Source organism: Bacillus suaedaesalsae, assembly GCF_016890225.1.
Lineage (GTDB): Bacteria > Bacillota > Bacilli > Bacillales > SA4 > Bacillus_BS > Bacillus_BS suaedaesalsae.
The window spans coordinates 142873-154133 of the sequence record NZ_JAFELM010000045.1 but is presented as its reverse complement, the minus strand read 5'-3'; the positions used below and the strand labels follow the sequence as shown (position 1 = coordinate 154133).

General features: G+C 37.3%; 15 protein-coding genes and 1 pseudogene. 8 read left to right on the top strand and 8 right to left on the bottom strand.

Annotation, left to right across the window (positions count from 1 at the left end; translation table 11 throughout):
- The 4 genes from JR050_RS20110 to JR050_RS20100 all read right to left on the bottom strand — a co-directional run.
- Positions 1 to 879: IS3 family transposase (locus JR050_RS20110; RefSeq protein WP_346726756.1), on the bottom strand; the 879-nt coding region annotated here is incomplete at its 3' end.
- Positions 780 to 1343 carry a helix-turn-helix domain-containing protein gene (locus JR050_RS20105; RefSeq protein ID WP_204203384.1) on the bottom strand — a complete coding sequence of 188 codons (564 nt, stop codon included), beginning with the start codon at positions 1341 to 1343 and terminating at the stop codon, positions 780 to 782. The genes JR050_RS20110 and JR050_RS20105, both read right to left, overlap by 100 nt.
- Positions 1344 to 1429: 86 nt before the next feature.
- Complete coding sequence (locus JR050_RS20625) at positions 1430 to 1561, bottom strand: hypothetical protein (protein ID WP_283244099.1); 132 nt, start codon at positions 1559 to 1561, stop codon at positions 1430 to 1432.
- 112 nt (positions 1562 to 1673) lie between these two features.
- Positions 1674 to 2570, bottom strand: a complete 897-nt coding sequence (locus tag JR050_RS20100) for a hydroxymethylglutaryl-CoA lyase (protein ID WP_204205444.1) — start codon at positions 2568 to 2570, stop codon at positions 1674 to 1676.
- Positions 2571 to 2728: 158 nt separating this feature from the next.
- Between JR050_RS20100 and JR050_RS20095 the strand changes: the two genes are divergently transcribed.
- Genes JR050_RS20095 through JR050_RS20080 form a run of 4 tightly spaced genes read left to right on the top strand, consistent with a single transcriptional unit; the run spans position 2729 to position 5620 of the window.
- The gene (locus tag JR050_RS20095) at positions 2729 to 3913 is read left to right on the top strand and encodes an acetyl-CoA C-acetyltransferase (protein ID WP_204205443.1); all 1185 of its coding nucleotides are present in this window, start codon (positions 2729 to 2731) and stop codon (positions 3911 to 3913) included.
- 35 nt (positions 3914 to 3948) lie between these two features.
- Positions 3949 to 4638, top strand: coding sequence for a CoA transferase subunit A (locus JR050_RS20090; RefSeq protein WP_204205442.1), 690 nt, complete (start codon positions 3949 to 3951; stop codon positions 4636 to 4638).
- 14 nt (positions 4639 to 4652) lie between these two features.
- Positions 4653 to 5309, top strand: a complete 657-nt coding sequence (locus JR050_RS20085) for a CoA transferase subunit B (RefSeq protein ID WP_204205441.1) — start codon at positions 4653 to 4655, stop codon at positions 5307 to 5309.
- Between the two features lie 56 nt (positions 5310 to 5365).
- Positions 5366 to 5620, top strand: coding sequence for a YqkE family protein (locus tag JR050_RS20080; RefSeq protein WP_204205440.1), 255 nt, complete (start codon positions 5366 to 5368; stop codon positions 5618 to 5620).
- Between the two features lie 43 nt (positions 5621 to 5663).
- Here JR050_RS20080 and JR050_RS20075 read toward each other — a convergent pair whose 3' ends face one another.
- On the bottom strand, positions 5664 to 6473 hold the full coding sequence (locus JR050_RS20075; RefSeq protein WP_204205439.1) for an MBL fold metallo-hydrolase: 810 nt from the start codon (positions 6471 to 6473) through the stop codon (positions 5664 to 5666).
- 239 nt (positions 6474 to 6712) lie between these two features.
- Here JR050_RS20075 and JR050_RS20070 point away from each other — a divergent pair, with 239 nt between their 5' ends.
- Positions 6713 to 7222 (top strand): GrpB family protein, encoded by a 510-nt coding sequence (locus JR050_RS20070; protein WP_204205438.1) that lies wholly within the window; start codon positions 6713 to 6715, stop codon positions 7220 to 7222.
- Positions 7223 to 7231: 9 nt separating this feature from the next.
- On the opposite strand, the gene JR050_RS20065 is transcribed toward JR050_RS20070, so the two are convergent.
- On the bottom strand, positions 7232 to 8140 hold the full coding sequence (locus JR050_RS20065) for an aldo/keto reductase (RefSeq protein ID WP_204205437.1): 909 nt from the start codon (positions 8138 to 8140) through the stop codon (positions 7232 to 7234).
- 117 nt (positions 8141 to 8257) lie between these two features.
- Between JR050_RS20065 and JR050_RS20060 the strand changes: the two genes are divergently transcribed.
- Positions 8258 to 8572 (top strand): DUF5634 family protein, encoded by a 315-nt coding sequence (locus JR050_RS20060; RefSeq protein ID WP_239454499.1) that lies wholly within the window; start codon positions 8258 to 8260, stop codon positions 8570 to 8572.
- 98 nt (positions 8573 to 8670) lie between these two features.
- Here the strand turns inward: JR050_RS20060 and mciZ are convergent.
- Positions 8671 to 8781, bottom strand: a pseudogene (mciZ, locus tag JR050_RS20420) (Z-ring formation inhibitor MciZ); the annotation flags it as partial.
- Positions 8782 to 8855: 74 nt separating this feature from the next.
- On the opposite strand from mciZ, the gene JR050_RS20050 reads away from it, so the two are divergent.
- Both JR050_RS20050 and JR050_RS20045 read left to right on the top strand, forming a co-directional pair.
- Positions 8856 to 9410: an NUDIX hydrolase gene (locus JR050_RS20050; protein ID WP_204205435.1), complete on the top strand. Its 555-nt coding sequence runs from the start codon at positions 8856 to 8858 to the stop codon at positions 9408 to 9410.
- Complete coding sequence (locus tag JR050_RS20045; RefSeq protein WP_204205434.1) at positions 9410 to 10576, top strand: endonuclease Q family protein; 1167 nt, start codon at positions 9410 to 9412, stop codon at positions 10574 to 10576. Before JR050_RS20050 ends, JR050_RS20045 begins: the two co-directional genes overlap by 1 nt.
- A gap of 24 nt (positions 10577 to 10600) precedes the next feature.
- On the opposite strand, the gene JR050_RS20040 is transcribed toward JR050_RS20045, so the two are convergent.
- Positions 10601 to 11161: a GNAT family N-acetyltransferase gene (locus tag JR050_RS20040; RefSeq protein WP_204205433.1), complete on the bottom strand. Its 561-nt coding sequence runs from the start codon at positions 11159 to 11161 to the stop codon at positions 10601 to 10603.
- Positions 11162 to 11261: the final 100 nt, after the last annotated feature.

The following is an 11261-nucleotide window of genomic DNA, read 5'->3' as shown; positions in this document are numbered from 1 at the left end:
GCCTGCCAATTTTTGCTTTATACGCTTGTTATTATAATAATAGATATAGTCTTCAATTCTCTTTTTTAATTCCTCAAATGAGCACAGTGCTTCTCCATAATACATTTCCTGTTTCATTAACCCGAAAAAATTTTCCATAGGTGAATTATCTAAACAGTTTCCCTTTCGAGACATACTCTGGAACACCTTGTATTCCTTGAGGGTACTTACCCATTGAATATGTTGATACTGCCATCCTTGATCAGAATGTATAGTAGTTCTGAACTTTGAATCTTTAACTATTTCTAGTGCTTCCCCGAGAGGTCTGAGCACTAATTCTAAGGTTGGACGCATACTTATCCCATATGAAAGAACTTCACCGTTGAACATATCCATAATTGGATTTAGATATAGTTTTACATTGTCTGAACACTTGAATTCTGTGATATCAGTGGTTAACTTTTGATGATAAACATTTGTGTAAAAACGACGATTGATAAGGTTTTTGGCAACATTTCCAGTGGTTCCTCTGTACGAACTATACTTACGTGATTTTCGCCCAAACTTATCTGCTTTGAGTCCAAGTTCATCCATGATTCGTTGAACTTTTTTATGATTGACCTTAACCCCGCGATTCTTCAATTCTAGTTTGATACGACGGTACCCATAATTGCCATTATTTTCGTCAAAAATGGATTGAATACTTTCCTCCAGCCCCTGGTCTGGGTTTTCCTTCTTCATCATTTTAATATGATAATGATAGGAGGACTCGGGAATGCCAACTATTTGTAAAACATCTTTTAGTTTGAAGGTTTCTTTGAGTTCGAGTGATAGCGCTGCTTGTGCTTTTCGAGATAGTTTTCCGGATCCATCTGAAAAGCTCGTAACTTTTTTAAGTATTCTACCTCTAAACGAAGAAGCTCGTTTTCCCGTTCCAATTTTTGTTCGTATGTCATTTCTTTTTCTTCGGTGTGTTTATTTTTTCTATTCTTAGCTTTATCAGACATGGATGGCCGTCCTTTCGGTCTATCCAGGGCTTCAGGACCCCCCTCGAGAAATGCCTTCTTCCAAGAGGCTATCATAGGAGTGTTTGTTAGCCCAAATTTAAGGGCTGTTTCAGTTTCTGAAGAACCTGTTCTCTGCATAAAGCTTAATACATCTAGCTTAAATTGAACAGAATATGTTTCCTTATTTTTCTTCTTCATTAAGCCTTCCACACCAAATCTCTCGTATATTTTTACCCATCTCAAAATTGGTGTACTGTCCTTCATACCATACTTTTTAGCCAAAAGGTTATATCCCAATTTCCCCTTTTGATACTCTTTGACTAGGTTTAACTTAAATTTTTCACTGTATTTAGCCATAAAAATACACCCCGAAAATTAGATTTTACTCTAACTTTTGGGGTGCAGTACAGAATTAGCTTCTGCTTTTTGAAATTGCATAATTATTATTGCTCTGAATTTTGTCTGCCTGTAGGATGTGTTGCCTTTTCCATTTCTTCAGCAGCCATCACATTTTTTGTATTAATCGCGTCGTTACCTGGTTTTCCTTTTTGACCGTTTTGCTTAGATTTTGCCATGATCTCACCTTCCTTTCCCATATCCTGTTATTAAGCTTTCCAACTGAAATGGAATTATGTAATGATAAAAAATACATGCCTTTCGTGATAAAAAGAAAAAGCAAGTCAGTGATTACTGACTTGCTTGGACTAAACGATCATATTTACTCTCAATGTGCCTCGAAATATGTGGACGGATAATATCAACCGCCTTCTTAATACCTTCTAAATCAATACCAGTTTCAATACCCATTTGATGAAGCATAAACACAACATCTTCCGTTGCGACATTTCCAGTTGCGCCCTTCGCAAATGGACAGCCACCTAGACCACCAGCCGATGTATCAAAACGAGAAATACCAGCTTGGAGGGCAGCAAAAACATTTGCTAACGCCATACCCCTTGTATCATGAAAGTGTGCTGTAACTAAGGTATCTGGAAATTCTTCTTTTAATCTAGAAAAAAGCTCATAGCTTTCTTTGGGATTTGCCATTCCAATCGTATCAGCTACACTTAGCTCATCTACACCATATTCTACGAACGAAGAACATAAATTTACAACGTCCTCCACATTCATTTTTCCTTCATACGGACAATAAAAAGAAGTAGAAATACAGGCACGGACGAAAATATCTTTATCCTTTAATTCCTTAATAACGGGTTGCAATTCAAGTAAACTTTCAGAAGTAGTTTTATTTATGTTTTTCTTATTGAATGTGTCACTAACACCAACGAATACTGCAACAGCCATACAGTTTGATTCAAGTGCCATGTCTACTCCTTTACGATTTGGGGCAAGGACGATGTTGCGCGAAGAGTCTTGAACTGCTGCGACAATCTCCTTTGCATCCTTCATTTGTGGTACCCACTTTGGAGAGACAAAGCTCGTAAGTTCTATTTCATTTATTCCAGACGCCTTCAGAGCATGAATAAACTCAATCTTTACATCTGTTGGAACTAAGCTTTTATCGTTTTGCAATCCGTCCCTTGGTCCCACTTCAATGATTGTTGCGTGTTTAGGTAAATTCACGGGTATTCCTCCTGTCACAAAATCAATCTATCTCCTATTCTATTCAATCCTAAATGTGAAAAGCAAGAATAATAGAAAAGTTGACAAAATTAAAGGAATTTTGCCACTTTACTAGAAGTAAATATAGGTGTAGATGGTTTTATTAAGGAGGACAAAAAATGAGTTCAAAAGAAGTAGTTATTGTTAGTGCTGTACGTACCGCTATTGGAAGCTTTAATGGTTCACTTGCTTCTGTAAAGGCGACAACACTTGGAGCAACTGTCATCAAAGAAGCTTTATCACGTGCAGGATTAGCAGCTGATCAAGTAGATGAAGTTATTATGGGGAATGTTTTGCAAGCTGGTTTAGGTCAAAATCCTGCCAGACAAGCAGCAATTGAAGCAGGTTTACCAGTGGAAACCCCTTCAATGACAATTAACAAAGTATGTGGTTCAGGCTTAAAGGCTGTACATTTAGCAACTCAAGCAATTTTGGCAGGAGATGCAGACATTGTCGTTGCAGGTGGAATGGAAAATATGAGCCAAGCTCCATATATACTTAGAGGAGCTCGTGACGGCTTTAAAATGGGAGATCAAAAGCTAGTAGATAGTATGATTCATGACGGGTTATGGTGTGCGTTTAACGATTATCACATGGGAATTACAGCCGAAAACCTTTGTGATCAATATTCTATTTCTAGAGAAGAACAAGATACATTTGCTGCATTAAGTCAACAAAAAGCAGTTGCTGCAATAGAAGCAGGAAGGTTTAATGATGAAATTGTACCTGTCGAAATTAAGACACGTAAAGAAACAATTGTATTTGATACAGATGAGTATCCAAAACCAAATTCATCTGCTGAAAAATTAGGTGGTTTACGTCCAGCCTTCAAAAAAGATGGCTCTGTAACAGCTGGTAATGCATCTGGAATTAATGATGGAGCAGCAGTAGTTATAGTGATGAGCAAGGAAAAGGCTGAAACACTGGGAATTATACCATTAGTAACGATTAAAGCGAACGCTAGTGGTGGAGTAGATCCTTCCACAATGGGTATAGGACCTGTACCAGCAGTGAATAAAGCACTTGAAAAGGCATCTATGTCATTAGCTGATATTGAATTAATTGAAGCAAACGAAGCGTTCGCAGCTCAATCTTTAGCAGTAGACCGTGAACTTCAGTTTAACAAGGAAATTTTAAATGTAAATGGTGGAGCGATCGCACTAGGACATCCAATTGGAGCGAGTGGAACAAGAATTTTAGTTACACTTATCCATGAAATGAAAAAGAGGAATGCAAAAACAGGACTCGCAACCTTATGTATTGGTGGAGGCCAAGGGGTAGCTACTTTACTTGAAAATGTATAAAACGAAAGCGGTTACACAAAAGGAGAGGTGAGCGTATGAAGCAAATATATACTTCTTTTCAAGAGGCAGTGCAGGATATTAAAGACGGTTCAACAATCATGGTTGGGGGCTTTGGATTATGTGGGATTCCTGAAAATTTAATTTTAGCTTTAGTTGAATCAGGAGTTAAGGATTTAACGGTTATTTCTAATAATTGTGGAGTAGACGATTGGGGTCTTGGTTTATTAATGAAAAATAAACAAATCAAGAAAATGATCGGCTCTTATGTTGGGGAAAACAAAGAGTTTGAACGCCAGGTGTTATCAGGTGAAATCGAAGTTGAATTAGTTCCACAGGGTACTTTAGCGGAAAAGATTCGAGCGGGTGGAGCGGGAATTCCAGCTTTTTATACACCAGCTGGAGTTGGAACACCGATTGCAGAAGGTAAAGAAACAAGAGTATATAATGGAAAAGAATATTTACTTGAGGAAGCGTATACAGCTGACTTCAGCTTAGTTCGCGCTTGGAAAGCTGATAAGATGGGGAACTTGATTTATAACAAAACGGCCCAAAACTTTAACCCTATGATTGCTACAGCAGGCAAAATCACAATAGCTGAAGTGGAAGAGCTTTATGAAATTGGAGAGCTGGCTCCAGATCAAATTCATACACCGAGTGTCTATGTTCAAGCCCTTATCGTAGGAAATCAAGAAAAACGAATTGAACGTAAAACGGTGAAAAACTAGGGAGGAGGGTACATATGTCAAATATCCGTGAAAGAATTGCCAAGCGAGCAGAAAAGGAAATTGAAAGTGGTTATTATGTAAATCTTGGTATCGGTATGCCAACATTAGTAGCAAACTTTATTTCGGAACATAAACAAGTTGTGTTGCAGTCTGAAAATGGATTACTTGGAATCGGACCATACCCAACTGAAGAAGGTGTGGATGCAGACTTAATTAATGCTGGAAAAGAAACAGTAACCACAATTCCAGGAGCTGCTTATTTCAACAGTGCAGAATCATTTGCCATGATCCGAGGTGGTCATATTAACATTGCGATTCTTGGGGGCATGGAAGTATCTGAGCATGGTGACCTAGCGAACTGGATGATTCCAGGAAAAATGATTAAAGGAATGGGCGGAGCAATGGATCTCGTTCATGGTGCACAAAAGATCATTGTGATCATGGAACACGTGAATCGTGATGGCGCACCGAAAATATTAAAGGAATGTACCCTACCTCTAACAGGTAAAGGTGTTGTGAATCGAATCATCACCGATCGTGCTGTGATTGATGTGACAGAAAATGGCTTGAAGCTTGTTGAAGTTGCAGAAGGTTATTCAGTTGAAGACATCCAGAACTCAACAGGGACAGAACTAATCCTTGATGAAAATGTGAAACTGAATAGTTTTTAACCTCTATTCAACTCACTTCTTTGATATAATAATTTCATCTGAAAGGGTGAAATATAATGGCAAAGAAACGAAACAAAGGGCATCAGCAGACGAAAAAAGTAGAAGACGATAAGCTTTTACTTCAAGAACGGCTCCAAGGTGATTTAGTTGAAAAACTAAAAGCAAAACAAAAATCACTTCGTGAAGACCAAGAGCGGAAACAAGAAGAAGAACTTGCACGAAGAAGAGAAGAAGCAAGACTCCGAGAAAAAAATAAATCGTTTGAAGAGTTATTGAACGAAAGCTCAATGGATTGGAATAAATACAAATAATTAAACAAGCAGACACTATTTTTATATAGTGTCTGCTTCTGCGTTACTTTCGGTTTTCCGGGACTTCTGTTGTATCAAAATTGGCTGCAAGTTGAGTTAAGTTATCCAGTATGTCATGTCCTGTTAATGGCAAACCATGTCCTGTAATCGCAACAGTAGCATTCAATCCAGCGAGTTTCTTGACAGAGTTTGATGCTAAGCTCCAATCTATTGTGAAATAAGCTGGCGGTCCATGAATTTCTTGCTTTTGTGTAAGTACATCATATAACGATTCTTGTTCCACCGTTACAAATGCATCACCTGCAATTAATGCACCATCTCTTTCGCGGTAAAGAGAAATATGTCCAGGTGTATGACCTGGTGTGGAAAGGTACTTCCAATCTGGTAAAACTGGAATTGATCCATCTTCTGGTAATAATTGCAGTGAATCTGCGATATCAATGCTATGTCTTGGGAAGAATGGAGACATTTTCGCTACAAGTCCTTCTACCTCTGTGTTAGGAGGAGGGTAATCTTCTTTTCCAGTTAGAAAAGGTTCCTCTAGCTTGTGAGCGAAAACTGTGACATTCCATTTTTTGATTAAAGCTTTTAAAGCACCGATATGGTCAAAGTGTCCATGTGTTAATACAATTCCCTTACATTTCGCATTCTGCCCAAAACGGTTTTCAACTTCAGCTAATATCATATCCTCGGAATCAGGCATACCAGCATCAACCAATATAAATTCCTTCGTGTTTGGGTTACCGATAAAGACAATATTGACGATTTGAACAGGAAAACAATATAAGTCTGGCAGCACCTCAATTCCTATTCCACTCGTAATACTTGTTAATGGCATTTTAGACACAATCATACCTCCAATTTATGTTCTAGAAATAGTATGGTTGGGGAAGTAATAAAATATGTTTTAAATGAAGGTTGTTTTCGCATAGATTGTTGTTATTAGGACTAGTCAAGAAAAACATAATAGTAAGATTAAGTGGCATCCTTTCTCAAATGTTAATGGTCCATTTTTTAGACCTATTTAAAATGCCAGGAATTTGATTAAATGAACATTGTTTACGAAGAGAGACTAATTGAAAGGGGTACAGAATGAGGAAAATCGAAGTAGTTCCATACCAGGAAAATTGGAGGAACTTATATCATACCGAGGAACAACTCTTAAGAAACGTTCTAGGTGAACAGTTATCCCAAATTCACCATATTGGAAGTACGTCTATACCTAGAATGATGGCAAAACCTATAATCGATATATTAATTGAAGTAAATAACATCGATAAAGTGGATTCATTCAATCATATATTTATTAAAATCGGCTACGAACCAAAAGGTGAAAATGGAATTAAGAATCGTCGTTATTTCCAGAAAGGAGGAAATGACCGTACTCATCATGTTCATATTTTTCCTGCAGGACATTCAGAAGTTACAAGACACTTAGCTTTTAGAGATTATTTGATTGCACATCCTACTGAAGCAAAGAGATATGAAGAGTTGAAACGAAAACTAGCATCCCAATACATTCACAATCCAAATTTATATAGTGAAGGGAAAAATGAGTTAGTTAAAGAATTAGATAAGAAAGCAAAAAAGTGGTACGAGTAAAGTACCACTTTATCTATGTTGTTGATATTGATCTGCACGTATAATTTCTTTAATTCCGTTGACCTCTTCATCAGTTAGAGGAGCAGACATAGCAGATTTAACATTATCTTCTACCTGCTCGATTGAGCTCGCCCCTGGAATGACAGCTGCTACTGCTTGCTGATACAAACAATATCGAAGGGCATATTCCTGCAGATGTCTCTCCCCTAGAGATTTTTGTAGTGCTTCAATGCTTTGGGTTAATTCCTGATTCGATAAATGTAAATAGCCGTTTGTTGATATTTTCTCCCGCCATTTATCTGTTAAAAGTCCTTTTGCCAATGGACCTCTTGCTATTACACTTACGCTATTTTCAGAAAGCAAGTTGATGATTTCTTCTTCGGGTCTCTGATCTAAGATACTATATTGCATCATTACACTAATTATTGATGATTTCTTTACATACTCACGGATCACATTTGGACGTATCGATGAAATACCGTAATATCTGATCATTCCTTCTTTCTTTAACTCCTCAAATGCCTCAATTGTTTCGTCAATTGGGTCTTCAATGGTTCCGCCATGCAACTGATATAAATCTATATAATCAGTACCAAGCCGGAATAGGCTATCTTTTACAGCCTTTTTTATATAAGCTTTGCTCGGATCCCAGCTCCAGCCCTCTTTGTCATGATCAAACTTATTGCCAACTTTAGTGGCAACAATTACTTCGCTTCGTCTATGTTTAATTGCAGAACCGACAACTTCTTCATTTACACCAAAATCATATAAATCTGCTGTATCTAAATAGTTAATTCCTAAATCAAGAGAACGGTCAATAATTGCCCTTGCTTTATTCTTTTCCGTTCCAAGCGACATACAACCTAATCCGATTTCACTTACTAATAAATCAGAGTTACCAATTGTTCGATAGTTCATGTAATCCCTCCCGTACCACTTTTATCATATCAAAAATTACAATTAATATTAGTCATAAAAATTTATTTTTCATTAAGTAGGACAAACTATTAACAAACAACAGAGAGGAGTTTTTATATGGATTATAAGCAAAGAGATCAATTGCTCGCTGATTTTATTCATTCACTTGAACCGATGTTAGAGAAGTATGATTTAGATGATATAGGTATTTACGAAGAAGAAGGACAAGGCTCGAATTATTTTATGGGGTACACCATTCGCAAAGATGGGAAGGCCTTTATGATTAACCGTCCATACGTAAAAAACGAAAACAAAGAGCTAGCTTTGGAAAAGGATGAATGGACGATTCAAACTGATGAAGGCGATGAAGTGAAAGGAATTCAGTCGATGGAAGAAGTGTTTGAGAAAATCAATAATGGGATATTGCATTGAAATGAGCCAGTAGTATAACTGGTTCATTTCTAATCTAGTTGTTTATCCGGAAATGGAATAACTTTACTACGTTTTTTAGAGGCAACCCTTTCATTTTTAATCCAATCAGAAACCGTTACATAATCTTTACCATACTCTTTTAGCTTTTTTCTAATTTCCCATGACTTTCCAACTAAAGCAACACTAGATTCTTGTATATAGATTTTCAAGCCGCACACCCTCCTAACTAACTATGATAGAATGTATGAAGAGCTTGAAAAAGATAGAACGAGGAGAGAGAAAAATGAACAAATTTGAAGAAAATACTCTATCATCTCAAACCATTTTTCAAGGTAGAGTCATTGACTTAATTGTAGAAGAAGTGCAATTACCAGATGGCAAAACTAGTAATCGTGAAATTGTGAAACATCCCGGTGCAGTTGCTATAATTCCAATTACAGCTGAAGGGAAAATTATTTTGGTTGAGCAATTTCGAAAGGCATTAGAGCGATCAATCATTGAGATTCCTGCAGGGAAGCTTGAAAAAGGTGAACAGCCAGAACATACAGCAATAAGAGAATTAGAGGAAGAAACAGGTTACAATTGCAAATCTCTTACTCATCTGATTTCCTTTTACACGTCTCCAGGATTCGCAGACGAAATCATTCATCTTTATATAGCTGAGGGACTAACAAAGAAACAAGATAAACTAGATCTTGATGAAGATGAATTTGTTGAAGTAATGGAAGTATCTTTAGAAGAAGCTGTCCAGTTAGTAAAAGAACAAAAAATTTATGATGCGAAAACAGCTTATGCTATTCAATATTTACAAATGAAAAGGGTAGTTGAACAAAGATAATGGAAGAGTATTTTGCAGACTTACATATACATATCGGAAGAACGGCTTCTGGGAAACCAGTTAAAATTACAGGTGCTAGGTCGCTAACTATTGAAAATATATTAAAAGAATCTACAAATGTAAAGGGCATCGACATAATAGGGGTTATCGACTGTCATGTCCCGGAAGTGTTAAGTGAGCTACAAGCACTTATACATACAGGCGATGTCGTCGAGTTAGATGAGGGAGGATTACGTTTCCAACATGTAACACTCATTCTCGGTAGTGAGATAGAAATTTATGATGAACATTGTAAAGGTCCCATTCATGTTTTAGCTTTTATCCCAACGATCTCCAAAATGCTTGAGTTTTCTTCATGGATGTCTGATCGAATGAAAAACATTACGTTAAGCTCACAACGAATGTATGAAACAGGGAGAAACCTTCAAGAAAAAGTGAGGGAACTTAATGGGCTATTTATTCCAGCGCATATTTTCACTCCTTATAAAAGTTTATATGGAAGAGGCGTGACGGCTACTCTTGAAGAAGTGTTCCATCCTGATTATATTGATGCAGTTGAACTAGGTTTAAGCTCAGATACAAATATGGCCGATCAGATTGAAGAACTTCATCGATATAGTTTTGTTACGAATTCAGATGCCCATTCATTACCGAAGATTGGACGAGAATATCAAAAAATTAAAATGAAGACTCCATCTTTTGAAGAACTAAGAAAGGCTCTGCACGGAACTGATGGTAGGGAAATTGTTGCCAATTACGGTTTAGATCCGAAGCTTGGTAAATATCATCGTACAACGTGTGACGATTGCTTAACCATCTTAGAAGATACAACGGAAGCATGTTCGAATTGTGGGAAAAGTAAAGTTATAAAAGGGGTTTATGATCGTTTACTCGAGTTAAAGACTCATTCCGGTGATAACCAATCTCGCCCTCCATATATCCATCAAGTTCCTCTTGAATTTATCCCGGGACTTGGTAAAAAAACGATGTTAAAGCTTCGTGATTATTTTAAAACAGAGATGAATATCATACACGAAGCACCAGAAGAAGCACTTCGATCATTGCTGTCAGAAACGGTTGCTGAATCGATAATAAGAGCAAGAAAAGGAACGCTTTCTTTCCAAGAAGGCGGAGGCGGTAAATATGGGAAGGTTAATGTGTTTTAAGTAGAAAGCCCCGTTGGTAGGGGCTTATTTAATTTTAGCAAAAACGCAGGTATCTCTTAACTGTTTTCCTTTCACATCATAAGCGTCATTTCGAAGAATTCCCTCTAAATCAAAGCCGAGTCGTTCTGCCACTGCACGGCTTCTTATGTTTTCAGTGTCACAACGAATTTCAACACGCCTTGCTTCAAGTTCCTTGAAAGCAAACTTTGTAATTCCTTCTACGGCTTCAGTCATATAACCCTTTCCACTATGACGAGTATCAATCCAGTAGCCAATCTCAAACTTACGTACCTCCCAATTAATACGGTGCAATCCTGAAGAGGCGATAAAGTCTCCTGTTTCCTTATGGAAAACTAGTAATCTTAAATCCTCTCTTTTTAAGAACTCTGCATGTGATTCGCGAAGGTTAACTTCGGTTTCTTCCTCGGTTTGCTCCTTTTGGGCGAACGGTAGCCATTCCCTCAATTCATTACGGGAAGCTACAATAGCATCATAAACAACCTTTCCATCACCAGGTAAAGGCCAACGAATTAAAAGACGGTCAGTCGTAAATTCAGTGGGGAAATCTAGCATAATCGGGTTCATCTTTGTTCACACTCCTCAGCTTTTTGAGAGTATATCATATTCTTTACTATATGTGGAAATATTTTCTTCTAGTAAATGGTCATAGATTTCATTTTTCCTC

Bases quoted from the DNA above. Each gene is read 5' to 3' on its own strand.
- JR050_RS20105 (WP_204203384.1), bottom strand. From the start codon at position 1,343: ATGGCTAAATACAGTGAAAAATTTAAGTTAAACCTAGTCAAAGAGTAT.
- JR050_RS20625 (WP_283244099.1), bottom strand. From the start codon at position 1,561: ATGGCAAAATCTAAGCAAAACGGTCAAAAAGGAAAACCAGGTAACGAC.
- JR050_RS20095 (WP_204205443.1), top strand. From the start codon at position 2,729: ATGAGTTCAAAAGAAGTAGTTATTGTTAGTGCTGTACGTACCGCTATT.
- JR050_RS20090 (WP_204205442.1), top strand. From the start codon at position 3,949: ATGAAGCAAATATATACTTCTTTTCAAGAGGCAGTGCAGGATATTAAA.
- JR050_RS20085 (WP_204205441.1), top strand. From the start codon at position 4,653: ATGTCAAATATCCGTGAAAGAATTGCCAAGCGAGCAGAAAAGGAAATT.
- JR050_RS20080 (WP_204205440.1), top strand. From the start codon at position 5,366: ATGGCAAAGAAACGAAACAAAGGGCATCAGCAGACGAAAAAAGTAGAA.
- JR050_RS20075 (WP_204205439.1), bottom strand. From the start codon at position 6,473: ATGATTGTGTCTAAAATGCCATTAACAAGTATTACGAGTGGAATAGGA.
- JR050_RS20070 (WP_204205438.1), top strand. From the start codon at position 6,713: ATGAGGAAAATCGAAGTAGTTCCATACCAGGAAAATTGGAGGAACTTA.
- JR050_RS20065 (WP_204205437.1), bottom strand. From the start codon at position 8,140: ATGAACTATCGAACAATTGGTAACTCTGATTTATTAGTAAGTGAAATC.
- JR050_RS20060 (WP_239454499.1), top strand. From the start codon at position 8,258: ATGGATTATAAGCAAAGAGATCAATTGCTCGCTGATTTTATTCATTCA.
- JR050_RS20050 (WP_204205435.1), top strand. From the start codon at position 8,856: ATGAACAAATTTGAAGAAAATACTCTATCATCTCAAACCATTTTTCAA.
- JR050_RS20045 (WP_204205434.1), top strand. From the start codon at position 9,410: ATGGAAGAGTATTTTGCAGACTTACATATACATATCGGAAGAACGGCT.
- JR050_RS20040 (WP_204205433.1), bottom strand. From the start codon at position 11,161: ATGAACCCGATTATGCTAGATTTCCCCACTGAATTTACGACTGACCGT.